22 protein-coding genes and 1 riboswitch are annotated in these 25312 nt (G+C 62.2%); of the genes, 12 read left to right on the plus strand and 10 right to left on the minus strand.

Features of this window, described 5'->3' with window-relative positions; translation table 11 throughout:
- Window positions 1-232: 232 nt before the first annotated feature.
- Entirely contained in the window at window positions 233-520 is a 288-nt protein-coding gene (locus tag NKI70_RS25615; protein WP_352725179.1) for a hypothetical protein, read from the minus strand.
- Window positions 521-852: 332 nt separating this feature from the next.
- On the opposite strand from NKI70_RS25615, the gene NKI70_RS25620 reads away from it, so the two are divergent.
- Window positions 853-2508: an MFS transporter gene (locus NKI70_RS25620; RefSeq protein ID WP_352725181.1), complete on the plus strand. Its 1656-nt coding sequence runs from the start codon at window positions 853-855 to the stop codon at window positions 2506-2508.
- A gap of 207 nt (window positions 2509-2715) precedes the next feature.
- Here NKI70_RS25620 and NKI70_RS25625 read toward each other — a convergent pair whose 3' ends face one another.
- Window positions 2716-3255, minus strand: a complete 540-nt coding sequence (locus tag NKI70_RS25625) for a DUF309 domain-containing protein (RefSeq protein ID WP_352725183.1) — start codon at window positions 3253-3255, stop codon at window positions 2716-2718.
- 159 nt (window positions 3256-3414) lie between these two features.
- Between NKI70_RS25625 and pmtA the strand changes: the two genes are divergently transcribed.
- The 7 genes from pmtA to NKI70_RS25660 all read left to right on the plus strand — a co-directional run bounded on the left by pmtA (window position 3415) and on the right by NKI70_RS25660 (window position 9606).
- Window positions 3415-4011, plus strand: a complete 597-nt coding sequence (gene pmtA, locus NKI70_RS25630; protein WP_352536261.1) for a phospholipid N-methyltransferase PmtA — start codon at window positions 3415-3417, stop codon at window positions 4009-4011.
- A 182-nt stretch (window positions 4012-4193) separates the two neighbouring features.
- Window positions 4194-4310: riboswitch (TPP riboswitch) on the plus strand.
- A gap of 103 nt (window positions 4311-4413) precedes the next feature.
- Window positions 4414-6249, plus strand: coding sequence for a phosphomethylpyrimidine synthase ThiC (gene thiC / locus NKI70_RS25635; protein WP_352725184.1), 1836 nt, complete (start codon window positions 4414-4416; stop codon window positions 6247-6249).
- Complete coding sequence (thiO, locus tag NKI70_RS25640; RefSeq protein ID WP_352725186.1) at window positions 6246-7247, plus strand: glycine oxidase ThiO; 1002 nt, start codon at window positions 6246-6248, stop codon at window positions 7245-7247. Before thiC ends, thiO begins: the two co-directional genes overlap by 4 nt.
- On the plus strand, window positions 7216-7413 hold the full coding sequence (thiS, locus tag NKI70_RS25645; RefSeq protein WP_352725188.1) for a sulfur carrier protein ThiS: 198 nt from the start codon (window positions 7216-7218) through the stop codon (window positions 7411-7413). Before thiO ends, thiS begins: the two co-directional genes overlap by 32 nt.
- Before the next feature lie 2 nt (window positions 7414-7415).
- Window positions 7416-8189 (plus strand): thiazole synthase, encoded by a 774-nt coding sequence (locus NKI70_RS25650; RefSeq protein WP_352725190.1) that lies wholly within the window; start codon window positions 7416-7418, stop codon window positions 8187-8189.
- A complete protein-coding gene (locus tag NKI70_RS25655; protein ID WP_352725192.1) occupies window positions 8186-8791 on the plus strand; it encodes a thiamine phosphate synthase in 606 nt (201 codons plus the stop codon). Before NKI70_RS25650 ends, NKI70_RS25655 begins: the two co-directional genes overlap by 4 nt.
- Window positions 8782-9606, plus strand: a complete 825-nt coding sequence (locus tag NKI70_RS25660) for a hydroxymethylpyrimidine/phosphomethylpyrimidine kinase (RefSeq protein WP_352725278.1) — start codon at window positions 8782-8784, stop codon at window positions 9604-9606. Before NKI70_RS25655 ends, NKI70_RS25660 begins: the two co-directional genes overlap by 10 nt.
- Window positions 9607-9627: 21 nt before the next feature.
- On the opposite strand, the gene NKI70_RS25665 is transcribed toward NKI70_RS25660, so the two are convergent.
- Window positions 9628-11085: an NAD-dependent succinate-semialdehyde dehydrogenase gene (locus NKI70_RS25665; protein WP_352725194.1), complete on the minus strand. Its 1458-nt coding sequence runs from the start codon at window positions 11083-11085 to the stop codon at window positions 9628-9630.
- Window positions 11086-11231: 146 nt separating this feature from the next.
- On the minus strand, window positions 11232-12611 hold the full coding sequence (locus NKI70_RS25670) for an aminotransferase (RefSeq protein ID WP_352725196.1): 1380 nt from the start codon (window positions 12609-12611) through the stop codon (window positions 11232-11234).
- A gap of 161 nt (window positions 12612-12772) precedes the next feature.
- Here NKI70_RS25670 and NKI70_RS25675 point away from each other — a divergent pair, with 161 nt between their 5' ends.
- From NKI70_RS25675 to NKI70_RS25690, 4 genes are all read left to right on the plus strand, one after another.
- Window positions 12773-13591 carry a transketolase gene (locus NKI70_RS25675; protein ID WP_352725198.1) on the plus strand — a complete coding sequence of 273 codons (819 nt, stop codon included), beginning with the start codon at window positions 12773-12775 and terminating at the stop codon, window positions 13589-13591.
- Complete coding sequence (locus NKI70_RS25680; RefSeq protein ID WP_352725200.1) at window positions 13588-14565, plus strand: transketolase family protein; 978 nt, start codon at window positions 13588-13590, stop codon at window positions 14563-14565. Before NKI70_RS25675 ends, NKI70_RS25680 begins: the two co-directional genes overlap by 4 nt.
- A 35-nt stretch (window positions 14566-14600) precedes the next feature.
- Window positions 14601-15914: an aspartate aminotransferase family protein gene (locus NKI70_RS25685; protein ID WP_352725201.1), complete on the plus strand. Its 1314-nt coding sequence runs from the start codon at window positions 14601-14603 to the stop codon at window positions 15912-15914.
- Window positions 15915-16004: 90 nt separating this feature from the next.
- Complete coding sequence (locus NKI70_RS25690; protein WP_023737066.1) at window positions 16005-16688, plus strand: GntR family transcriptional regulator; 684 nt, start codon at window positions 16005-16007, stop codon at window positions 16686-16688.
- A gap of 44 nt (window positions 16689-16732) precedes the next feature.
- Here NKI70_RS25690 and NKI70_RS25695 read toward each other — a convergent pair whose 3' ends face one another.
- From NKI70_RS25695 to torT, 6 genes are all read right to left on the minus strand, one after another.
- The gene (locus NKI70_RS25695) at window positions 16733-18526 is read right to left on the minus strand and encodes a hydantoinase B/oxoprolinase family protein (RefSeq protein WP_352725203.1); all 1794 of its coding nucleotides are present in this window, start codon (window positions 18524-18526) and stop codon (window positions 16733-16735) included.
- Between the two features lie 30 nt (window positions 18527-18556).
- On the minus strand, window positions 18557-20617 hold the full coding sequence (locus tag NKI70_RS25700) for a hydantoinase/oxoprolinase family protein (RefSeq protein WP_352725205.1): 2061 nt from the start codon (window positions 20615-20617) through the stop codon (window positions 18557-18559).
- Between the two features lie 16 nt (window positions 20618-20633).
- Window positions 20634-21623, minus strand: a complete 990-nt coding sequence (locus tag NKI70_RS25705; protein ID WP_352725207.1) for an ABC transporter permease — start codon at window positions 21621-21623, stop codon at window positions 20634-20636.
- Entirely contained in the window at window positions 21616-22590 is a 975-nt protein-coding gene (locus NKI70_RS25710; RefSeq protein WP_352725209.1) for an ABC transporter permease, read from the minus strand. The genes NKI70_RS25705 and NKI70_RS25710 overlap by 8 nt, the downstream gene beginning before the upstream one ends.
- On the minus strand, window positions 22587-24089 hold the full coding sequence (locus NKI70_RS25715; RefSeq protein WP_352725211.1) for a sugar ABC transporter ATP-binding protein: 1503 nt from the start codon (window positions 24087-24089) through the stop codon (window positions 22587-22589). Before NKI70_RS25715 ends, NKI70_RS25710 begins: the two co-directional genes overlap by 4 nt.
- Before the next feature lie 74 nt (window positions 24090-24163).
- Window positions 24164-25234, minus strand: coding sequence for a TMAO reductase system periplasmic protein TorT (gene torT / locus NKI70_RS25720; protein ID WP_023782520.1), 1071 nt, complete (start codon window positions 25232-25234; stop codon window positions 24164-24166).
- Window positions 25235-25312: the final 78 nt, after the last annotated feature.

Here is a 25312-nt window from a genome sequence, read left to right on the forward strand (position 1 = left end):
TGAGGCTCTTCGTTACTGCATAGCTGCATTGCACAAAATGTGTTTGCGGATTGCACAACTTTTAGCCATTAAGCCTGCAGCTGATGCACGCGATGGTTTCCTCCCATTCCATCGTCTCAGCTGTTCCCCTCTGAAGGTTTTGACCTTCACACCTAAAGGGCCTCGGTTTTCCGATGGCCCTTTTTTTTGGCGGTCGCCACGTCGTTAATTGCAACGCGGCGCGATCGCCGGTTCAGCCATCAGGCTTTGGAACCATTTCTGCCCGGCCAATCCCTCCCGACAAAAGTCTGATCTTCGCCAGCCTTCTACGGGCAAGCGTTCGCGCCAGAAGTTCAAAGCCGCGTCCGTAACATTCGACAATGAAAGCCAATGTCATCAGGTCGAGCAGAAAGTCGTCGATCGCATGTGTGAGCGCATCAGACTTTTGTTCGAATTGAAGTAGCAGGGCGCGCGCGTCTTTAATCGCGGCGTGGCAATCGTCTGCGTCAATCAGGGAATTGATCCTGTCAAAGATCTGCAAACGTCCTCACTTTTCGAAAGCCACACTCAGCATCGAACGGCGCTGATGAGTGAGTTTCCAACAAAAGAACAACGTCGCGTTTCGCGGAAAATCGCTCGGCAGCGCGTCGATCAAGCATGATGCCTCCAATGCCATGTGAATTCCGGCTCGCCAACATGTCGTCGAAGGCGAGTGAGCCGGCCCATTTCTGCGTCTCGGCCGCCAGACCACTGGTCAGGAGGAACTGTGGCCACATCGTCGGAGACAAATGGGTTCCATCTATTCTTCAAGCCGCCACGGTTCAGCCTAGATTACATGGGAAGCGACAATAACGGAAAGCAAAGGATCGCAAAATGAGTGGGGTGGCTGGATCAAACGAAGATTTGGCTGCACCAACGACCTTTGGGCCACTTTTGCAGCCCACCTTTCGCTCGATCTGGCTCGCCACGCAGGTTTCAAGCCTCGGCTGGTTGATGCAGACTGTTGCCATCAGCTGGCTGATGGCAACGATCTCGACTTCCGATCTGATGGTTGCGCTGGTGCAGGCTTCATCGAACCTGCCCGCTTTCGTCTTGTCCGTTTTTGCCGGAGCTCTCGCCGACAATTTCAGCCGGCGCAGGGTGATGTTCGCCGGTCGGTGCCTTATGGTGATTGCGTCCGCGATGCTGACCGCGTCTGTAGCGCTGGGCTTTGTCAGTCCGTGGATGATCCTCGGCTTCAGCTTCTTGATCGCAAGCGGCGGTGCTCTCAATGATCCGGCCTGGCAAGCGTCGGTTGGCGATATCGTGGATCGACGAGATGTTCCCGCTGCCGTAACCCTGCTTTCTGTTGGCTTCAACACCGTCCGGACCGTGGGTCCGGCGCTCGGCGGCATTGTGGTTGCCTCTTTTGGCCTCATGGCGGCATTTGCGGTGACCACGCTCACCTATTTCGTACCTTTGGCCACTATTTGGCGCTGCAAGTGGAAGGTTCGCTCGTCCCCTCTTCCACGCGAGTCGATGAGGACGGCGATCTATGACGGGCTGCGCTTCACGGCGATGTCATCGGAAATCAAAGCGGCGATCGCGCGCGGAACCCTCTTTGGCCTGGCGAGCATCGCCATACTCGCGCTGCTGCCGGTGGTTGTCCGCGACCAGCTGGGAGGAGGCCCGCTCGCCTATGGCGCGCTCATGGCCGGCTTCGGGACCGGTGCCGTCTTCGCCGGCCTCTCCAACAGCCTGTTCAGACGGAGCTTGTCGCAGGAGCGGCTGATGAGGCTCTCCTGCGTCGCCTGCGCGGCGTGCTCACTTTCCCTGGCACTGACCTCTTCGATCGGGGTGGCGGCAATTGCACTCGCTTTGGGCGGCGCGGGCTGGGTCACCGCCTGGTCAGGGGTCGGTGTGAGCGTGCAGCTGGCGAGCCCGCGCTGGGTCGTGGGGCGCACCATCTCGATCTACTATGCTTTGATAGACGGCGGCATCGCGCTCGGTAGCTGGGTGTGGGGCACGGTGGCCGAAAACCATTCGTTGACCTGGGCGCTGGAGGGCTCCGCTGGAGCCCTGTTGATCGTCGCTGCAGCCGGCGTTCTCTTTCCTCTTCGAGAGCGCCGCGACTCCGAGCCCGATCCCTTGGAGGAATTCGATGCCCCAGCTGTCTCTCTCAATTTGAAGCCGAGGAGCGGCCCGATCGTGGTCAAGATCGAATATCTGATAGCCGAGAGAAATCTCGAGGCTTTCCTCGACCTCATGCGGCAGCGGCGTCATGTACACAGCCGCGTCGGTGCTCGGAACTGGACGCTCCAGCGGAACCTGCAGAAGCCTATGCATTGGACAGAAACGTTTCGCACGCCGACCTGGACGGACTACCTCCGCCTCAATCATCGTCTCACGGAAGTGGACAAGGAACTGGACGAGCGTGTCTTTCACCTGCACGCGGCCGAGACCCCACCTCAAATGACACTTTCCATCGAGCGGCCGACAAGCTCGGCCCGCAAGCCCGAGCACTCAGCTTTTCGCCATCCCCGTCATTGAAGCCTGGCCGGCATCTCTGTTATCAATCGATTGGCTACGAGCGCGACCGGTCAGCCCCCGACCTTCAAGACCATCGACATCGAAGCGGCCGCGAGTTGCCTATAAAACATTACTGCACTCTTATTGTTTGTGACATGCGGGTGGTGAGCGGTTTTCAAAGGCCCCGTTTCCTGCTGACAAAGTTAGCTTGGGCCACTGAATTGCCGATCAAACGCTCTCGGATACTGGTGCGAGTATGAAATCAAAGACAAGTTCAGGCTGGGCAGGCTTTGGCTCCCGCAGAACAACCGGGTAAGCTACGATCGCTTGGGCATGTTCAGCGAGCGCGGCAGGTGTCATTCCCAGTGCTTTCTCAAACAGGCCGCCCGGCACTCTCACCACCTGACGAAAAAGCCCTGCAGCTCTTGTCGCATGGCGCGCCGCAGCGACCCGCTTTCCCTCACGGATCTTCACGCCGGCCGCCGCCAACAGGATCAGCCCCTTGAAGAACAGGCGGTGCTGAGCACTTTGTTTCGCAGCCTGCCAGAGAGGCTCCCAGGCTTCATGGGCTTCCCAGTAGTAGCCGTGATTGAAAAGGTCGATTCCCCATCGAAACACATCTGAGCCGAGCGCTTCGCCAACGGCGACGGTCACCGGATCTGATCGGTAACTGTGGCCCAAGGCATCACGCACCGGATGCGGATATTTGCCGGGCAGATACGCATAGCTCGGGAACTTTTTTTCGGGCAGCAGGCGAGGGCGAAACATAGGCCCAGCAAACATGAAAGTGCGTTGAGGGGCAATTCATGCTGACCGCGTCGTGACAGGCAAGCAGTCTTAACGGGCTTGTAAAGGGTGGCGAGATTGGCCAAAACGCGCTTTGCCAAATTCATGACGTTGGGTAAGCGGCTGACGCAGGGAGAAGATATGATTTTGCGACTGAAGGAGCGGCTCGGCAAAAGGTTTGAGGAAGAAGTCCAATTCTTCAAAGGCTGGCAAAAGGACAAGAAGGGCGTGGGAGCCCTTATTCCCACTTCGGTTTATGCGGCACGCCGGATGGCAAGCGTGGTGAACCCACGGTCAGGATTACCGATTCTGGAGCTTGGCGCGGGAACCGGTGTCATCACAAAGGCGATCCTGGCTAGGGGAATCAAGCCGCGCCAGCTGGTTTCAGTCGAATATTCCAGGATTTTCTACGACGGCTTGGTGCAACGCTTCCCGAATGTGGACTTCAGATTGGGCGACGCATTTGCGCTGGACGAAGCTCTGGGTGAGCGCAAAGGTGAACAGTTCGATTGTGTTATAAGTGCAGTCCCGCTGTTGAGCTTTCCAATGCAACAGCGTGTCGCGCTGGTTGAGGATCTGCTTGCCCGTATTCCTGCCGGCCGGCCCGTGATTCAGATCACATACGGACCTCTGTCGCCGGTGATCAAGATGCCAGACCGTTACGTGGTTTCCCACTATGACTTCGTCGTCCGCAACATACCGCCGGCACAGCTCTGGACTTATCGTCGAGCAGTCTAGCCAAATCTGGACGGTTTCCTTCTCTGAGGGTTCCGCTGAGTGGTGGCCTTGCACCCAAATAGGATGTGGAACAGAGCAGGGGCAGATGCCAGATTGCCAAGAAGACGACGCGGTCCTGGTTTGATTTGACAGTGGGCGGGCCAAATGCGCTTGACAAAGCAGCACCGGCCCATTCAACTTGAGGCATTCACCAGGGGAGTCCCGGTAAGGGGCTGAGATACTGCTGGCTTTCGCGGCGCAGTGACCCGTTGAACCTGATCCAGTTCATACTGGCGTAGGGACGGTGCAAGCGCTTTGCGGGAGTTTACGCCCGAGGTCCTGCTGCAGCAGGTCTACAGAAGCGTCTTTTCATCCTTCCGGCACAGAACTGGGTCTCCAATGCATGAGCAAAGGAGCCTCACGATGAATGCCCTCACCCCCGCCGTGTCGACGGGACCACTGCCCGCCTCGCGGAAAATCCACAAGCCCGGCGTCCTCTACCCGCAGATCAGGGTGCCGATGCGCGAGATTTCCGTCCATCCGACGGCCGGCGAACCGCCCGTCACCGTCTACGATCCGTCCGGCCCCTACACCGATCCATCAGTCGAAACCAGCATCGAAAAAGGCCTTGCCCGGCTTCGCCACGAATGGGTCACGGCGCGTGGCGATGTCGAAGCCTATGACGGCCGCCACGTCCGGCCGGAAGACAATGGATTCGCCACCGGCGAGCGCCTGACACCGGAATTTCCGATACGCAATCGGCCGCTCAAGGCCAAGCAGGGCAAGGCGGTGACCCAACTTGCCTATGCGCGCGCCGGCATCATCACGCCAGAAATGGAGTTCGTAGCCATCCGCGAGAATCTCGGCCGCGAGGTGATGCGCGGCAAGCTGCAACGCGACGGCGAAGCCTTCGGCGCGGCGATCCCAGATTTCGTCACACCCGAATTCGTGCGCGACGAGGTGGCGCGCGGACGCGCAATCATTCCCGCCAACATCAATCATCCCGAGAGCGAGCCGATGATCATCGGTCGCAATTTTCTGGTCAAGATCAACGCCAACATCGGCAACTCGGCTGTCACATCATCGATGGCCGAAGAGGTCGAAAAAATGGTCTGGGCGATCCGCTGGGGCGCGGACACGGTGATGGACCTGTCGACCGGCCGCAACATCCACAACATCCGCGACTGGATCGTGCGCAATGCGCCGGTGCCGATCGGTACGGTGCCGCTCTATCAGGCGCTGGAAAAGGTCAACGGCATCGCCGAGGACCTGAACTGGGAGGTCTACCGCGACACGCTGATCGAGCAGGCCGAGCAAGGCGTCGACTATTTCACCATCCACGCCGGCGTGCGGCTGCACTACATACCGCTGACCGTCGACCGGGTCACGGGCATCGTCTCGCGCGGCGGCTCGATCATGGCCAAATGGTGCCTGCACCATCACCGGGAAAGCTTCCTCTACGAGCATTTTGCGGAGATCTGCGACATCTGTCGCGCCTACGACGTGTCCTTCTCGCTCGGCGACGGCCTTCGTCCGGGCTCCATCGCCGATGCCAACGACGCGGCGCAATTCGCCGAGTTGGAGACGCTCGGCGAGTTGACGCAGATCGCCTGGGCAAAGGACTGCCAGGTGATGATCGAAGGCCCGGGCCATGTCCCCATGCACAAGATCAAGCAGAACATGGACAAGCAGCTCGCAGTGTGCGGTGAGGCGCCGTTCTACACGTTGGGGCCGCTGACGACCGACATCGCGCCGGGCTATGACCACATCACCTCAGGGATAGGTGCCGCCATGATAGGCTGGTTCGGCACCGCAATGCTTTGCTACGTCACGCCGAAAGAGCATCTCGGCCTTCCCGACCGCAACGACGTCAAGATTGGCGTGATCACCTACAAGATAGCCGCCCATGCAGCCGATCTGGCGAAGGGCCATCCGGCAGCGAAAACCAGGGATGATGCCCTTTCGCGCGCGCGCTTCGAGTTCCGCTGGGAGGACCAGTTCAACCTGTCGCTCGACCCCGAAACCGCACGGTCCTTCCACGACCAGACCTTGCCCAAGGAGGCGCACAAGCTGGCACATTTCTGTTCGATGTGCGGGCCGAAATTCTGCTCCATGCGCATTTCCCACGACATCCGTGCCGAGGCCCAGAAGGAAGGCATGGCGGCAATGGCGGCAAAATACCGGGAGGGCGGCGATCTCTACATGCTGGCGGACGAGACTGGCGTACCGGTCGTGCCAGAGGCTCCCAAACCATCATGAGGGTGCTCGTCAAAGGGGCCGGCGTTGCCGGCCTCACCGTCGCTTTCGAACTCGCCGCCCGCGGCGTGACGGTCACAGTCGCCGAGATGCGGCATGGCCTTGGCGGCAACGCGTCGTGGTTCGCCGGCGGCATGCTGGCGCCATGGTGCGAGCGCGAAAGCGCGGAGCAGCCGGTGCTGGATCTCGGACGCGACGCTGCCGACTGGTGGGATGCGGTGCTGTCGGGTCAGGTGACACGGGCCGGGACATTGGTCGTGGCCGCGCCGCGTGATGCTGGTGAGCTTGACCGGTTCGCCAGTCGCACGTCAGGGCATCGGCGCGTCGATGAAAACGAAATTGCGCTCCTGGAACCCGACCTCGCCGGCCGCTTCCGGCGTGGATTGCTCTTCCCCGACGAGGCTCACCTCGACCCACGCCAGGCGATGGCGGCACTTCATGACAAGCTTGCGACCATGGGTGTCAAATTCCACTTCGGCTGCGACGCCCGGCCTGTTTCGGGTTTCGCCCGTCAGATAGACTGCATGGGAATGGCAGCGGCCGATGACAGGCTGCGCGGTGTTCGCGGCGAAATGCTGATCCTTCGCACGCCTGATGTCTCGCTGTCGCGGCCGGTCCGTTTGCTTCATCCACGCTTTCCGCTTTATGCCGTGCCGCGCACCGATCACCGTTTCATGATCGGAGCGACGATGATTGAAAGCCAGAGCGCCGGACCGGTGACGGCGCGTTCCATGATGGAGCTGCTGGGCGCCGCCCATGCCCTCCATCCGGCCTTTGGTGAGGCCGAGATCGTTGAAACCGGTGTGGGTGTCCGTCCGGCATTTCCCGACAATTTGCCACGCGTCGAAACAGACGGTGAGATCATCGCGATCAACGGTCTTTATCGTCACGGTTTTCTCCTCGCCCCCGCCATGGCGCGCCAGGCTGCCGGCCTGGTTTTCAGTCAAGACAGAACCACGGAGCTTGCTCATGAAACTGATGGTCAACGGCGAAGCGCATGAGGTTGCCGCCACCACGCTGGCCGAGTTGCTTGCCGCGCTCGACTATGAGGGCGATTGGCTCGCGACCGCCGTCAACAGCGACCTCGTGCACAAAGCCAACAGGGCGGAATTCCAGTTGAACGACGGCGACCGGATTGAAATCCTCTCGCCCATGCAGGGCGGCTAGCCATGTTCGATCTTCTCGGGACGACGCTTCCCTCCCGCCTGCTTCTCGGCACGGCTCAATATCCTTCGCCGGCCATCCTTGCCGATGCAGTCAGGGCGTCGGGCACGTCGGTGGTGACCGTCTCTTTACGCCGTGAAATGGCAGGCGGCAGGGCCGGCGAAAAATTCTGGTCGTTGATCCGCTCGCTGGGCGTCAGAATCCTGCCCAACACTGCCGGCTGCCACTCCGTCAAGGAAGCGGTCACGACCGCGAAAATGGCGCGCGAGGTCTTCGGCACCAACTGGATCAAGCTCGAAGTGATCGGCAACCACGACACCCTGCAGCCGGACGTGTTCGGGCTGGTCGGGGCCGCCCGCATCCTGTGCGAGGACGGTTTTGCTGTATTCCCCTATACCACCGACGATCTTGTCGTTGCCGAGCGGCTGCTGGAGGCGGGCTGCCAGGTTCTGATGCCATGGTGCGCGCCGATCGGTTCCGCCCTCGGGCCGATCAACATCACGGCGCTGCGCTCGATGCGCGGACATTTCCCAGGCGTTCCGCTGATCGTGGATGCGGGGCTCGGACGGCCGTCGCACGCGGCCACCGTCATGGAGCTCGGCTTTGACGCCGTACTCCTGAACACCGCGGTCGCCAGGGCGGCCGATCCGGTCGGCATGGCGCGTGCGTTCGGCAAGGCGGTCGATGCCGGTCGTGAAGCTTTCAGCTCGGGAATGCTCGAACCGCGCGACGTCGCCGTGCCATCGACGCCGACGATCGGCAGGGCGGTTTTCTCATGAAGCTCGATCCCTTCTACCTGATCGTCGACAGCTCTGCCTGGATCGAGCGGCTGGTGCCGCTCGGCGTCAAGCTGGTGCAGCTTCGCATCAAGACCATGGATGAGGCCGGGTTGCGCGCGGAGATCCGCAAGGCGAAGGCTTTATGCGCCCAGTACCAATGCCAACTCATCGTCAACGACCACTGGCGCACGGCAATCGAGGAAGGCTGCGACTTCGTCCATCTCGGCCAGGAGGATTTGGCCGCGGCCGACCTGCTGGCGATTAAATACGCCGGATTGAAGCTCGGGCTTTCCACGCACGATCATCTCGAACTGGAAACGGCTATCGCTGCCGAACCGGACTACGTCGCGCTCGGCCCTGTCTATCCCACTATCCTGAAGCAGATGAAATGGGCGCCGCAAGGGCTCGAACGGATCAGCGAGTGGAAGCGCCGCGCAGCACCCATCCCATTGGTCGCCATTGGCGGCCTCACCCCGGACCGGCTCGACGGCGTCTTCGAGGCTGGCGCGGACAGCGCGGCGGTGGTCACCGACATCACGTTGAATGCCGATCCCGAAGCGCGCACGCGAGAATGGATCGAAAAGACAAAGCCATGGCGCTGAGGCGAGAACCGCATGTGCTCGTGGTCGGCGGATCAGACTCCAGCGGTGGGGCTGGAATTGCACGCGATATCGAGACGATCTCTTCCATTGGCGTGCGCACCTGCCTGACCGTCACAGCGCTGACGGTGCAGACGCACGAAGCCGTGATGGAAATCCATCCTTCGCAGCCCGATCTTGTGGCCGATCAGATGCGCGCCGCGCTGCAGGCCAACAAGGTGGCGGCAATCAAGATCGGCATGCTCGCAACGGCCGAGATCGTCGTTGCCGTCGCGGCTGTGCTACGCGAGAATCCGCAGGTGCCGGCAATACTCGACCCGGTGCTGGTCTCCACGTCAGCCCAGGCGCTGCTGGACACAAGGGCCATCGCCGTCATGAAACGCGACCTGATGCCCCTTTGCCGCCTCGTCACGCCCAATCTCATCGAGCTGGCGCTTCTTGTTGGCTTAGAGCCAGCGGTGGATGAAGGCGGCGCAGTGTGGCAAGGCCAGGAATTGCTGGCAGCCGGGATGCAGGCCCTGCTGATCAAGGGCGGCCACGCGGCGGGACCCCGATCGACCGATATTCTGCTAGGCTCCGACCAAGAACCAATCCGCTTCGATGCACCGCGCCTTGCCGGATCGATGCGCGGAACGGGTTGCATGCTGGCGAGCGCGATCGCGGCGCACCTGGCCAAGGCGAATCCGCTTGAAGACAGCGTGCGCAAAGGCAAGCTGTTTGTTCTCGAGAAGCTGCAGAAGAATGGTTCTGTAGTAGACTGTCCGGCCTCTGAGAGGAATGGTGATAGCTTGAGCGGCTGTTCTCTGGAGGTGGTGTGAGGCGTTGGCCAAGCCGGCCCACTAGAGGCCGAGGCCGCCAATGCAGACATATTTGGTATCGAGATAATCCTCGATGCCCTGATGTCCGCCTTCCTTGCCAAGGCCGGATTCCTTGACGCCGCCGAACGGCGCTTCCGGCGTGGTGATGAGGCCTTCATTGACGCCGACCATGCCGTATTTCAGGCCTTCCATGACCCGGAAGGCGCGGCCGAGATCGCCGGTGTAGAAATAGCAGGCAAGGCCGAACTCGGTGTCGTTGGCGAGCGCGATGGCCTCCTCTTCGGTCTCGAACTTGAACACCGGCGCGATCGGGCCAAAAATCTCTTCCTTCATGAAGCGCATGTCAGGCTTCGCATCGGCGATGACGGTCGGCTGGAAGAATGAGCCGCCAAGCGCGTGGCGCTTGCCGCCGGCAACGACCTTGCCACCCTTCGACGTAGCGTCGGCAATCAGCTCCTCGACCTTCTCGACCGCCTTCACGTCGATCAGCGGTCCCTGCTGCACGCCGTCCTCGAGGCCGGAGCCAACCTTCAGCCCGTTGCTGGCGGCAGCGAGCTTCTCGACGAACTTGTCATAGATGCCGGCCTGGACGAGAAAGCGGTTGGTGCAGACGCAGGTCTGGCCGGAATTGCGATACTTGGCCGTGATGGCGCCGGCAACGGCCCGCTCGACGTCGGCATCATCGAAGACGATAAACGGCGCATTGCCACCAAGTTCCATCGACACTTTCTTGACGGTGACGGAAGACTTCTGGATCAGCATCTTGCCGACCTCGGTCGATCCGGTGAAGGTGATCTTCGACACCAGCGGATTGGCGCAGATCTCGTCGCCGATTTCGCCGGCAGCACCCGTCAGGATGTTGATGACGCCCTTGGGGAAGCCGACTTCCTCGGCCAGCGCGCCCCAGGCAAGGCCGGAATAAGGCGTCTGCGTCGCCGGCTTGACGACGGCAGTACAGCCTGCGGCCAGCGCCGGGCCGAGCTTGCGGGCAAGCATCGAGGACGGAAAGTTCCACGGCGTGATGGCGGCGATGACGCCGACCGGCTCCTTGGTCACCAGGATGCGGCGGTCCGCCCACGGCGACGGTACGACGTCGCCATAGGTGCGGCGGCCCTCTTCGGCGAACCACAGGATGTAGGACGCGGCCGAGCCGATCTCGCCCTTGGATTCGAACAACGATTTGCCCTGCTCGATGGTGAGCAGTTCGGCCAGCACGTCCTGATTGTCCATCATCGCGTCATGCAGCTTGCGCAGCAGCTTTGAGCGCTCCAACGCGGTCGTCTTGCGCCAGGTCTTGAAAGCCTCGGCGGCGGCTTCGATGGCGCGGCGGGTTTCCGCCTTGCCCGACTTCGGCACGGTGCCGATCTTGAGGCCGGTGGCCGGGTTGTTGACGTCGACCGTCTGGCCGCTATCGGCCTGCACCCATTCGCCGTTGATGAGATTGGCCTGCCGCATGAAATGGCTGGTTTTCTGCAGCATGGTCTAGCCTCCGCTCGGCTTATGGTGATCAGGATTCGATATGCTGCGGCTCGCGCCTTAGCGAAGCGCCCTTGTCGCACGGCAGAACGACACGGCCATACGTGCTCGCGCCCAGGCGCGATGTCTCGCCGTCGGGCCCCGGAGGTTCATGTCGACTGGCCGGTCCGCGCATGAGCCGCCGCGGTCTCATCAAGAGCTGCCCGAATGCCGTCAACCATGGCATCAATCTCGTTGGGGGTGATCACATACGGTGGGCAGATCGCCAGCACGTCGCCCATGTTGCGGATCATGACGCCATGATCGCGGCACCGCCGCTCGACATCCGTGCCAATCCGCAGCTCCGGCGCGAAGGCGCGACGGGCGGCGCGATCCTCAGCGATCTGGATGCCCGCGATAAAACCGCGGCCGCGGACCTCGCCGACCAGCGAATGGTCGCCTAGAGCGTCCGCGAGCGCTGCATGCAGGTAATCGCCGAGACGGCGCGCCTGGCTCACGAGATCGATCTCGCGGTAGATCCTGATCGCCTCGGCGGCGACGGCGGCTGTCACCGGATGGCCGGAATAGGTGAAACCGTGGCCGAACACGCCGACCTTGTGGGCCTCATCGGCGACGCACTGGTAAACCTTGTCGGAGATAATGACGCCGCCAATGGGCAGATGACCGGATGAAAGCCCCTTGGCGACCGACAGCATGTCCGGTTCCATGCCAAAAGTCTGGCTGCCGAACCAGTTTCCGGTGCGTCCGAAGCCGCAGACCACCTCGTCGGAAAGCATCAGGATGTCGTATTTGTGCAGCACCGCTTGAACCTTTGGAAAATAATCCTCCGGTGGCACTAGCACGCCGCCGGCGCCCATGACTGGCTCTGCGATCATCGCGGCGATCGTCTCTGGCCCCTCCGCCAGGATCAGGGCCTCGAGTTCCTGGGCCAGGCGCGTGGCGTAGTCACGCTCCGCCTCGGCCGGCAGACCATCAAGATATTGGAACGGCCGCGCCGCGAATATGACGGGAAGCGGCGGCAGGTTGAAAGACTTGTGCATATGCGGCAGGCCACTCAGCGCGGCGCCCATGATCGTACTGCCGTGGAAGGCGCCAAACCTGCTGATGATCTTGCGTTTCTCCGGACGCCCCCGCGCGGCTTGGTAGTACCAGGCGAGCTTGACCATCGTATCATTGGCTTCGGAACCGGAGCCGACCAGAAAAACGCGCGCGTTGTCGAACGGCGCCAACGCGGTAAGCTGCTCGACGAGTTCGACGGTGGGCTCGTTCGAGCGGTGGTTGAAGGTGTGGTAGACGGCGAGCTTGCGCATCTGGCGGTCAGCCGCGGCGGCCAGCCGGCTGTCGCTGAAGCCAAGCGAGGCGCACCAGAGTCCGCCCATGCCCTCGATATAGCGGTTGCCCGCGTCATCCGTGACGGTCGCGCCTTCGCCGGCCACGATCGTCAACGGACCATGATCCTCATGCAGGCGTGGATCGGTTTGGGAATGAAAGTGCCTGGCCATGTCCAGCACGCGCGATTCGTTGTTCATCAAAATTCTCCTTGCGACCAGATAGGCGGTTGCTTCAGCGAGGAATATCTTATAACTTATAAGTTGTCGAGAAAAAATGATCCCGAGAGTGACGCCCAATGCCCAAGCCACCCACCCCATCAGATATCGCCTTACGACCCGACGCGGAGCGGACCGCCCTGTTGCGCGACAGGGCAGAGTTCGTACGCCTCGAGACGCTGCGCCTCATCCAGATCGCCAAGGTTGGGCATTATTCGTCAGTGTTTTCCTGCGCGGAAATATTCGCCACGCTCTACTACGATGCGATGCGGCTGAGGCGCGGCGAGCCGCAATGGCCGGACCGCGACCGCTTCCTTATGGGCAAAGGGCACGCCGCGGTCGGCCTTTACCCGCTGCTGGTCGACTGGGGCTTCTTCTCCAAGGACGTTCTCGACGGCTATACCCGGCTCGGCAATCCGCTTGGCGATCATCCCGACATGCGCAAGGTACCCGGCGTCGACTTCAGCTCCGGCTCGATCGGCCATGCCCTGTCCGGCGGCCTCGGCATGGTGCTCGGCGCCCGTGCGGCCAACCGGCGCTTCGATGTCTATGTCCTGCTCGGTGACGGCGAGATGCAGGAGGGCCAGGTCTGGGAAGCGGCGCTATCCGCCGCCCACCATAAGGCCGGCAATCTGATCGCCATCGTCGACCGCAACGGATACCAGCTCGACGGACAGGTTGACGACATCATCGGCATAGAGCCATTGGCCGACAAATGGGCGGCATTCGGCTGGCGGGTGCACGAGGTCGACGGACACGACGTCGTCGCGCTCGCGACGCTGCTGCGACAGTTGAAGGCCGAGGCAGATCGCACCCGGCCCGTCTGCATCATTGCCAAGACCTCCAAGGGCAAGGGCGTTGGCTACATGGAAACCGAACCCGGCTGGCATCTGGGCTATCTCGCGCCATCGGACGAGGCCTTGGCCGCCGAAGAGATCAAGCGTGGAGGCAAAACACAATGAACGGCCCGATCGATACCAACTCCTGGCAGTACCGCCAGATCAACGCGCGCGCGCCTGGCCTGAGTTACCTGGCCAATGCGCTCATTGATCTGGTCGAAGAGGGTTATCCGGTCGTGGCCGGTACGGCCGACCTGCAATATTCCAACGGGCTGGTGCGGTTCGCGCAGCGCTTTCCCGAACGCTTCACGCAATTTGGCATTTCCGAACAGAATATGGTTTCGGCCGCTGCCGGCATGGCCAGCACCGGCGCCATGCCGTTCGTCGCTACATTCGCTTCTTTCCTGGCGCTGCTGTGCTGCGAACAGATCAGAACCGACGTCGCCTATTCGGCGCTGCCGGTACGGCTGATCGGTCATCATGCCGGTATTTCACTCGGCTTTTACGGCACCTCCCACCATGCGACGGAAGATCTTGCCATCATGCGAAGCATTGCCGACCTCACGGTCGTCGCACCGGCTGACGGCCCGCAACTGGCGGCCGCCGTCAAGGCGTCTGTCAATCATGCGCAGCCAATCTACTTCCGCATTGGCCGCGGCCAGGAACCGGTGGTCTATGACGACGGCGTCGACTTCCAGTTCGGCAAGGCGATCGTTCACGGCGAAGGATCGGACCTGACCATCATTGCCTGCGGCTCGATGGTCCATCCCTCAAGGGAGGCTTACCGCGCGCTGCGCGCGGCGGGCAAATCCGTCGGGCTGATCGACATGCATACGGTGAAGCCGCTGGATACCAAGGCCGTGCTCTCGGCCGCCGCTCACTCCCGCTTCGTTCTGACGATCGAGGAACACAATATCCTCGGCGGTCTGGGCGGCGCGGTGGCGGAAATCCTGGCGGAGGCGGGCAGCCCGGCACGGTTGATACGCCATGGCATCCGCGACGAATACAGCCTGATTGCGCCGCCAACGCATCTCTACAAGCACTACCGTCTGGACGCGGCGGGAATTGAGGCCACCGTCCTCGAAGCCCTCGGCTGAGCGGCGGACAACCATAGCCATGCACGGACATTACGATGACCGATCAGAATAACACCGCCCGACTCATCGAGCGCGCCAGCGCGGTGATGCCCGGCGGATTGCTCAGCCCGAGCCGCAGGCTCGGCGCGCCGCATGTCTTTGCCCGGGCGCAGGGTGCGTTTCTCTACGACGTCGACGGACACCGGTACACCGACTTCCATTGCGGCTTCGGCGCCAACGTGCTTGGCCACTGTCATCCGGCGGTGCGTGAACGCATCGCTGCAGTCACGCAAGACATCGATCTTGTCGGTGCGGGAACGATGCGGCTGGAGATCGAGGTGGCGGAGGCGCTGGTCGACTGCATCCCTTGCGCGGATCTCGTCGCCTTCTGCAATTCGGGATCGGAGGCGACCTATCACGCCCTGCGCCTTGCCCGCGCCGCCACCGGTCGCAAGCGCATCATCAAGTTCCAAGGCGGCTATCACGGCTGGCATGACTATGTCGCCATGAACGTGCAGTCGCACGCGCAGGCGATCGGCAAGTACGACCCCATCAGTGCTGGCATCCTCGATGATGCCGCCCGTCACACCATCGTGCTGCCTTACAACGATGCCGGCGCCGTCGAGGATTATCTCAAGGCCAATCCGGGCGAGGTCGCGGCGATCATCATCGAGCCAATCGCTCACAATATGGGGTCGGTGATGGCGACGGATGTTTTCCTGGGCGACCTGCGTCGCCTGACCAGCGAACATGGCGTCGTACTGATCTTCGACGAGGTCATCACCGGCTTTCGCCACGCGCTTGGCGGCTATCAGTCGATCGCCAACGTCACGCCTGATCTCGCGACCTTCGGCAAGGCGGCCTCGTCAGGCTATCCCGTCGGCCTGGTGGCCGGTCGGCGCGATCTCATGGAGCTCGTCGGCCGGACCGGGGAAGGATCCGTGTTCATGGGCGGTACTTTCAATGGGACACCGTCGACGCTCGCCGCGATGCAGGCGACGATCGAGGAGCTGTCGAAACCAGGCTTCTACGACCGCCTCTTCGCCCTCGGCGCTTTCATGCGCACGCAGCTGGATGGAATTATCGATCGCCTCGGCCTGCCCGCGCAGAGCGCCGGGTTTGGCTCGGTGTGGCTGATCTATTTCCTCAGCGGTCCTTACCGCGACTACCAGGACTTGCTGCGCAACGACGATGTCTTCGATCTCGCATTCCGCAAGGAGATGGTGGCGAACCGGCTGATCGGTCAGCCGCTTCCGCTCAAGCGTCTCTACCTGTCAGGAAGCCATGACCGGGCGACGGTTGAGAAGTCACTGGATGTTATCGAGACAATCCTGCGCAAGCTCTCTGCTGGGAGACCCGCCAGCTCCTAGCCATGTTTCGCAACCGGACTTATAGGATATAAGAGCTGCTCGTACCTATCCGTTGCCGATTCGGTGCGGCCAACATTGCAGCGGTGGACCATGAGCACGATGCAGCCAATCGAGCAAGGCAGTCTGTCGGCGAGAACCTATATCTCGCTGCGCGAAGCCCTGATCGCCGGCAATTTCCGGCCCGGCGAAAGACTGTTGATGCAGGATCTGGCGCAACGGCTGGGCACCAGCGTCACGCCTGTGCGGGAGGCCTGTTTCAGGCTCGTCAGCGAGCAGGCGCTGGAACTGCGGTCGGGGCGGTTCATCACCGTTCCAGAGCTGACCCGGTCGCGTTACTGGCAGGTCCGGCTCATTCGCATCGCGCTCGAGGGACTAGCGGCCGAACTCGCCGTTGAGCATGTTTCGGAGAAAGACATTGCAAAACTGGTCGAGATCCATCGGGATTTCGTGGCCGGCGAAACGTCCGGCGATGCTGACCGCGCCCGTCGCGCCAATCGTGAATTCCACTTCGGCGTCTACCGCCTGTCCAAGATGGATATGCTGATCGCCCAGATCGAAAGCCTGTGGGTCTCGATGGGCCCTATCCTCAACGTGTATTATCTGCAGGCCGAGAACGATTACATCGGCGCGGAGGAGCACGAGACGCTGATCGAAGCGTTCCGGACCCGCAACAAGAAGGTGGCGCGTAAGGCGATCGAACGCGACATCGTGCGCGGTGGCATGAACCTGTTGCGGTATTTCGACGAGCAGGACGCGGCCGCCAAGCGGGCGTGATCGAAGCCGCCGGTCATTTGCCGGCGACCTCTCTTCGCATTGGCTCAGACCGCCCGAAGGCGCGCGGTGGCATCCTGGTCGACGACCCAGACGCCCTGCTCGGCGTCCAGTACCAGGGCCACCTTGTAGGATTGGCGAGCGGCTTCGCTCGTCAGCCAGCCGCGGTCAACGCTGGCCGCGACACGGCGGACATCGCGCTTGGTCGGGTCGCCGTAGCCACCGCCGCCACAGGCAACGAACTCGATGCGCTCGCCGGCGCGACACGCCTCCTCATGGAACGCAGGCAATTCCACCAGCTTGCCGTCCGTGCCGCGCTTGGCACTATGACTGGCCTTGGCGTCACCGCCGCCGAGCACGCCACGCGGCGGAAAGGTTGTGCCATCGGCCGAGTAGACCAGTGTCATCTCGTGGTCGACGGGATAGAAGACACCGCCCACCGCGGGAGCGCCCTCGAACTCGCCAATGCCTTGGGTATCCGCCACCACGCCGCGCGATTCAATGATGATGGGATACATGGATTCGTCCACCTCCACGGAATCCAGCGCGATCAGGCCGCCATTCGCTGGACCACAATATGTCAGCCAGCCGTCATAGCCGTGACGCGCGCCGCCGCCGGCGTAGCCAATGAAGACCTGGTTGACGTAGGGCTGCCCGTCCTTGAACGGATCCTTGCCTGAAATCACGCCGATGCCGGCTGGCAGGTGCGAGCCGCTCTCGGCCTGGCCATAGGGTTCTCCCATGGTCGAGAACACGCAATTGCCGGCGATGATCAAGCGGTCGTTGACATTGGTGGTCGCCACTGAGGTGCCTACTGGGTAGCGGGGTTTGCCGACCACGCTTCCCTCCCGCATCAACACCTTGATCCGGCTCTTGGCACCCTCGTTGTGCGGGATGCCGTCGTCGAGATTGTTGAAGACGCCAATGCGGCACGAGCCCGTGCAGGTGTTTTCCGAAAGGTTGAGACCACCAGGGACGTTATCCATGTTGTCACGCACATCGACCGTGATTTCGCCGGCTTCGGGGTCGACATCGATGGTGATCCGGACCGGGATGCCCTCTTCCGCCACGCCGGGGACCGGGTCATGGCGGACCTCGTAGGAGAACTTGCCCTTCGGCAATTTGGCGATCTCGGCCATGGCGCGGCGCGCACCGTAGTCGAACCAGTCCTCGACGAAATCCAGCAGCGTGTCGCGGCCATATTTTTCAAGCAGTTCCAATAGACGGCGTCGACCGGTCCTGCAGGCGCCGATCTGGGCGCGGACGTCGCCGAGCCAGATGTCTGGAACCCGATTGCGCATCATGCCGATACGCAGGATGTCCTGCTTCTCCCTGTGCTGTTCGACCACACGCACGCAGGGGAAGTGGATTCCTTCCTCATAAATGTTTTTGGCGAATGGCAGATAGGTCGAAGGTGTCGGCGCGCCGGTGTCGGCGTGATGGGAGAGCGCCACGGCCCAGAACAGCGGCTTGCCATCGAAAAAGATCGGCATCGCCATGATCAGGTCGGCATGATGGGTACCGCCCGTGTATGGGCAGTTGTTGAGGAAAATGTCGCCGTCGGCGATATCGTCGAACAGCTCCGTTATCGGACGCGTCGCCAAATCCATCGACATGACGTGGATAGGCAGCGCGTCCTCGGTGGAAACGAGGCGATGATCATAGGTCAGGATCGCGCAGCTCAGGTCGCGGGCGTTCTTGATCACCGCCGAGCGGCTGGCTCGCATCACCACCAGCGTCATCTCCCGGACGACGGCCTCGAACCGGCTCTTGAGAACCGACATCAGGAAGGGATCGACGCGGCGCGTTGGCGTCTCCGGGCGAATGACAGGTGAATCCATTTGATTAAGCCTTGCTCGTGAAGGGTTGAGTCAATCGACGGTCACGACGATGTTGCCTTGCGGGTCGACGCGCCCGCGATGCTTGTCCTTGAGGAAAGCGGTGAACGTCGTCGCCTCCACCAGACAGGGGCCGTTAAGCGCGGCTCCCGCGCCCAGCTGATCCAAGTCGTAGACCGGCAATTGGCTGGTCCGACGCGCTTCATGCAGAAAAACTGGCCGATGGCCTTTGGCGACCGGCGCCATCGCCTGGTTGGCCAGCCTATAGTCCTTCCAGGCGTCCTGATTAACGCGCTTGCCCACCGCGCGCAGCTTCCAGTTGGTGAATTCGACAACGTCGCGATCCGATCTGATTGAATAGATGCGTTCGTGCATCTGATGGAACGCTTCGACCAGACCTGGCAGGTTTTCGGCGTCGAGGCGCGCCTCATCGGCCTCGAAATGGACCTCGATCTCCCAGGACTGGTACTCGTAACGACCAAGAAAGGAGAATTCGAAGCGCCGCAAGTCAGGCTCAACGCCGGCCTGTTCGAGGAATGCCTCGCCCGACACCTTCAGCCGCGCCAGGACGTCGGAGACGCCGGCAGCGTCGAAGCGCCGTGACGAGGTCAGGAAAACCGCGCTTTCCTCGCGCGTGATATCCGAAATCAACCCGCCGAACGCGCTCAATCCGGCCATGAAGCGGGGAATCATGTAGCGTTTCAAGCCCAATATGTCGGCCATCTCGGCGATGTGAATGGCGGTCGCGCCGCCGCCGCAGACAAAGAAGCTGTCGCGCGGATTGATGCCTTCGCGAATGGTGATTTCCTCGATGGCGCCGACCATGTTGTGGTTGCTGGTGGTCTGGATGGCGTAAGCTGCGTCGAATACCGAGATGCCGAGCCGCGCGGCGATCCCCGTGACCGCTTTCTCGGCCAGGTCTCGGCTTATCTTAATCCGCCCACCGAGAAAGTAATCCGGGTCAATGATGCCGAGCACGACATTGGCATCGGTGACCGTCGGCGCGGTGCCGCCCGCTCCGTAGCATGCCGGCCCCGGCCGCGCGCCAGCGCTCTGAGGTCCGACCCGCAGCAGGCCGCCATCATCGACCCAGGCAATCGACCCGCCGCCGGCGCCAACCGATCTCACATCCACCTTCGCGATGCCGAGCGAGTCGTCGTGGATCATGCTGTCCGGGGTGACGATGATCTGGTGGTCGCGCAAAGCCGAGACGTCGAATGTGGTGCCGCCCATGTCACCGACGATGACATTGGCCTCGTCGCTCAACGCCAGCGCCGCCATCGGCGCCAGCGTCGGCCCCGACATGACGCTGTAGATTGGCCGCCGCAGCATCTCGGCGGGAGGCATCATTCCACCGACGCAGTTGGCGAGCAGCAGCTCGCCCTGGAAACCAGCCTGCGAAAGTGCTTGCCGCAAGTCCTCGATGTAGGTGCGCACGATCGGATTGATCGACGCGTCGATGGCGGCCGCGATGATGCGCTTGTACTCGCGCGACATCGGATTGACTTCATGGCTAAGCGTGACCGGGATCTCCGGCCATGCCTGCGCGATGATATCGCGCACCATAGTTTCATGGATGGGATTGACGACCGACCAAAGCAGACCGACCGCTATCGCTTCGACCCCATAGCGCCGGAAATCGGCTATCGCCGCCTCGACATCGGATCTCGACAAAGGCGTGAGCTCCCGCCCGCGCGCATCGACGCGGCCCCGCGCCGTCTTCGTCAGGTGGCGGGGGACGTAGGGCTCGGGATAGTCGAGCCGCCACTGGAAGGCGCCCTTGCGCGGCCCCTCGCGCAGGACGAGGATGTCCTGGTGTCCTTCGTTGAGGATCAGACCGACCTTGACGGTCTTGCGCTCGACCAGCGCATTGGTCGAGACGGTCGAGCCGTGTACGATCAAATCGATCGCGGTCATGAACGTCGCCGGATCCAGCCCGTATCCAGCGGCCGCGACGTGCAGCACGTTGATGAACCCCTTCTCGAATTCGCCGGGCGTCGTCGGCGATTTGAAGATCGAGATTTTCCCACCGGGCTCGGAAACCAGGCAATCGGTGAAGGTTCCGCCGATATCGATGCAGACTTGATATGCCATTTAAGGTCCGAAGCTGTTAGCGTTTCTTGTGATCGCGGCCCAGTATCAGGCTGGCCAGAATGATGAGGCCCAAAAGAACCTGCTGCAGATAGCCGTCGACCTGCATGAGATTCATGGCGTTGGAAATGACAGTGATGAACAGGGCACCGAGCAGGGCCGCGGTGACGCCTCCCTCGCCGCCGCTCAGCCGCACGCCACCGACCACCGCCGCCGCTATCGATTCCAGGGTCAGGTTGCCGCCGAGATTGGGTTCGCCCGACCCGGTGCGCGCGGTGAGCAGCATGGCGCCAATCGCGGCCAGCAGCGAGCAGACCACGTAGTCGATCGCAACGACACGTCCGGTGCGAACGCCCGCCGCCTTCGCCGCGCGCGGGTTGGCACCGATGAGATACAGGCCGCGCCCGAACACGGTGAAGCGCAGGACCAGGAACAGCAGTGCGAAACACAGCGCGGCGAACACGATGGGCACCGGAATGCCAATCAGCCGTCCCTCCGCCAAGGCGTTTGTGAAGGCCTCGGGAATGCCCGGCACGGGAAAGCCGCCGCTGACGGTTGACGCCAGCGCCATGACAATGTTGGCCATGCCAAGCGTCGTCACCAGGGGATTGATGCCGACACCGGCGATGAGGAAGCCGTTCAGCCCGCCGATCAGCAGCCCGACGCCAAGGCCGGCGACGATTCCCCACAGGATCGGCATATCGCCGCTTCCCGTCATCACCATCGCCGATATGACGCTGACGAGCGAGACGGTAAAGCCAAGCGACAGGTCGAAGCCGCGCGTCAGCAGCACCATGGTCTGCGCCATGGCGAAGAGTGCGAGATAGCTGGTCTGGATCGCGATGTTCCAGAGATTGCCGCTTGAAACGATGCGCGGGTCGAGCAGACCGAGACCCAGCAGGGCCAGGAATACGAGCCCCGGCAGCTTGGCCTGCGCCGCGAACTGGCGGATGTCCGGGCGAGCGCGGTCAAGGACAACCGGAGCCGCCATGTCTGGACGATCAGACATTGGCCCGCCTCCCCTGAACAATTCGGTCGAAAGCCAGTGCGCCGATGAGCACCGAACCCAGCACCAGCGTCTGGAACTTGCTGTCGATCTGCGTGAGGTTCATCGCATTGGCGATGATTGAGAGGCACAGCGCCGCCATGGCGACGTTCTCGGCGCGGCCTGAGCCGCCGCGCAATGAAACGCCGCCGATCACCGCCGCTGCGATCGTCTCCAGTCCCAGTGTGCCGCCGATCGTCGACTGGCCAGACCCGATGCGAGCGGTGATCAGGACGCCTGTGAGTGCGGCCAGGAGACCGGAGAGCACATAGGCGGTTATCAGCACACGGTGAGTCCGCACGCCCGACAGCCGGGCGGCGCCGACATTGCCGCCGACGGCGTAGAAGTGGCGCCCGAGCGCGGTCCGGCGCTGCAGAATGATGGCGATGGCGATCACCGCGATCGCCAGCAGCAAGACCGGCGGCAGGCCAAGCACCTGCCCTCGCCCGACGGCATCGACGAAAGCGTCGGAAACGCCATAGATCGGGATGCCCTGTGTGTAATAGAGCGTAATTCCCGCGACGATCGACAACGATGCCAATGTCACCATGAAAGGTGATAGGGAAAGCCGCGCCACCAGCGTGCCATTTACCAGGCCAACACAGGCGCCGCTGGCCAAGGCCAGCGCTACGGGCACCAGCAGCTGGAGCCCATGCGCATCGGGCATCGCGGCCATCGCCGCGGCAGTGACCACGGACGCCAACGCCATGGTGGCGCCGACCGACAGATCAAAACCGCCCGTGGTCATGACGATCATCTGACCGATCGCCGGAACCGCCAGGAAGGAAAAATTGCGCAGGACGTTGAGGATGTTCAGGCGGTTCAGAAAACGCGGTTCGATGATCGCGGCCGCCGCCGCGACCGCGACCAGAAGCAGGATGACGATCCCGCCTGTTTCCAGAAAGCGTCGCCGCAGCGTGTCAGGGCTCATGCCGCCTCCGTGGCGCCGGTTTCGGCGTCGAAATAGTGGCGCAGCACAGTCGCCTCGGTGATGCCGTCGGCTTTGAGTTCGGCGACTATGCGCCCTTCGCGCATGACATAGACGCGGTTGGCCAGGTGAACGAGCTCCGGCAGTTCGGACGAGGACAAAAGAATAGCCGCGCCATTCTCCGCCAGGGTTTTCATAAGCCTGTAGACCTCGCTTTTGGCGCCGACGTCGATGCCAACCGTCGGTTCATCGAAAATATGGACCGAGACCGGGCGCATCAGACCGCGCGCCAGCACGAGTTTCTGCTGGTTTCCTCCCGAAAACGACGACGCCGCGCGTTCGGGCGCCATCGGTCGCAGCCCCAGTGTCTTCAACGGCGCGGCTATCGCCCGGCGCTCGCGCCACGACTTGAGCAGTCCGCCCTGGGACAGTCTCGGATCGTCGAGCGCGGCCATGGTCACATTCTCGCGACCCGGACGGCTAAGCGCCAGTCCCTCGGCGCCGCGATCCGCCGGATAGTAACAAAGTCCAGCACGCAACATGCTGGGCGGCACTGGCGCTCGAACCACCGCGCCATGCAGTTCGATCTCACCGGCCGTCACCCGCTCCAGGCCGAACACGGCCCGGCAAAGTTCGCTGCGGCCGCAGCCAACCAGGCCCGCCAGGCCGACGATTTCTCCAGCCCTGACCGTAATGGAGGCATCGGATACGGTGCCGGAGACACGCAGCCCCCTGGTCGCCAGCACGATTTCGGCGGGGCGCTGGCTGATTGACGGATAAAGTCGTTCGACCGGCTGGCCGACCATCATCTCGATCAGGGTCGCGTCCGATGCCGCGGCGATGGCCACTGTGTCGATCTTGCGCCCTCCTCGCAAGACCGTGACACGGTCCGCGAGCCGACGGATCTCGGCCATGCGATGCGACACATAGATGATGCCGACGCCCCGCGCCTTGAGGCCCGCGATGGCGGCGAAGAGTTTTTCCGCTTCACCGTCGGTAAGCGACGCGGTCGGTTCGTCCAGGATGAGGATTTTGGCATCCGAAAGCATGCCTTTGGCAATCTCGACCATCTGCTTTTGCGCCCGGGTCAGCGTTTCGATCTTGCTGTCCAGCTCGACGTGAAAGCCAACGTCGCGGAAGCGTTCTTCCGCGCGGGCACGCATCGCGCGCCGATTTAGGAAAAGCCTTCCCTTGATCTCGCGTCCAAGAAACAGGTTCTCCTCGACCGTGAGGTCGGGGACGAGACTGAATTCCTGGAACACAGCCGCCACCCCGGCATCGCGGGATTTCTGTGGGGTCAGCGCGGAAACGGTTTGGCCGTCGATACGGCAAGAGCCTTCGGTCCAGCCGTAGGTTCCCGCTATCAGATTGATGAGCGTCGACTTGCCGGCGCCGTTTTCGCCGAGAAGGGCATGGACCTCACCGCTCAGCAGCTTGAAATCGACGCCGTCAAGCGCGACCACACCCCCGAAACGCTTCGTCATACCCGTAAGTTCAAGCATCGCTGACACCACCGAACTCGAAGCAAAACGGGCGGCAGGCCAAGGCCGAGGTCTACCGCCCATCGAAGATGGGACTATTGTACCGAAAATTCAGGCTTCCACCCATCGGGCGCGAAAATCTGCGTCGGGTCGATTTTGTCGACGTTGTCCTTGGTCACGATACCCGGCGCGACCAGCAGAACCTTCTCGTAGTCCTTCTTTTCCAAGGCGCGCACCGCGAGGTCGACGCTGATGCGGCCCATCATGACCGGATACTCGGCGGCAAAGCCGAGCACCTTGCCTTCCTTGACCAGCTTCAGCATCGTCTGGTTCTCGTACGACGACATGATCACGACATCGTCGCGGCCAGCGTCGGCGACGGCGCTGACGGCCGCTTCCGCCGCAGCAGCCCCGCCCCAGATGACGTTGAGATCCGGATAGGTCTGCAAGGCGTCCTCGACGATGCGCAGGCTTTGCGGAACGCCGGGCTCCCCATAGAGCTCGGCCGCGAGCTTGATGTTGCCGGTTTTGGTGCTGTCGCGGAAGCCCGCCATATAGCTCTCCGCCCAGCCCGATCCCTGCGGACCCGGCAGGCCGATCGCGGTCGTCTTTTTGTCGCCGAGATACTTCTTGAGGTACTCACCCTCCTGAAAACCCTTCTGGTAGGTATCGGGAGTGATGCGCGCGGTGATCGGAGTTTCCAGAATGGGATTGGCGACGGCGATCTGGACAAGGCCTTTGGCGTCGCCCTCCTTCAGCTTGGCCGCCAGGCCGGCTTCCGAGATGGCGGCGACGAGGATACCCTGGGCACCGGATGCGACGCAATCGTCATACTGCGACAGCTGCTTGGGCAGCGCGTCATAGCCGCCGGCCTGCAGCACCGTCACCTTGACACCCAGGCGCTTTGCTTCTTCGACGATGCCGTAGTCGACCGAGACCCAGTAGCTGTCCTTGAGGTGCGGAAACAAAACGCACAGGTTCCAGGGCTTCTCGGCCTTTTCCAGCGGCACATAGTCGAGTGCCTCGACTTTTTTCAGATCGCCGCCCTTGGCCGCGTTGATCTTGAAGGGCCACCAATCCTTGGCCTGGGCGGCGTTGGGCAGGACGGCCACGCTGGTGACGAAAGCCGCCGCGAGCATGGATTGGAAAGCGCGAGTCTTGGTCATGTGATTCCCCATTGTTTCGTGTGTTCCCGGGTGGGGAGCCGTCGAATTCGCCGGCTCCCCGGTCTGCCTTGGGAGCAG

It is taken from the genome of Mesorhizobium sp. M0500 (assembly GCF_040321165.1).
Lineage (GTDB): Bacteria > Pseudomonadota > Alphaproteobacteria > Rhizobiales > Rhizobiaceae > Mesorhizobium.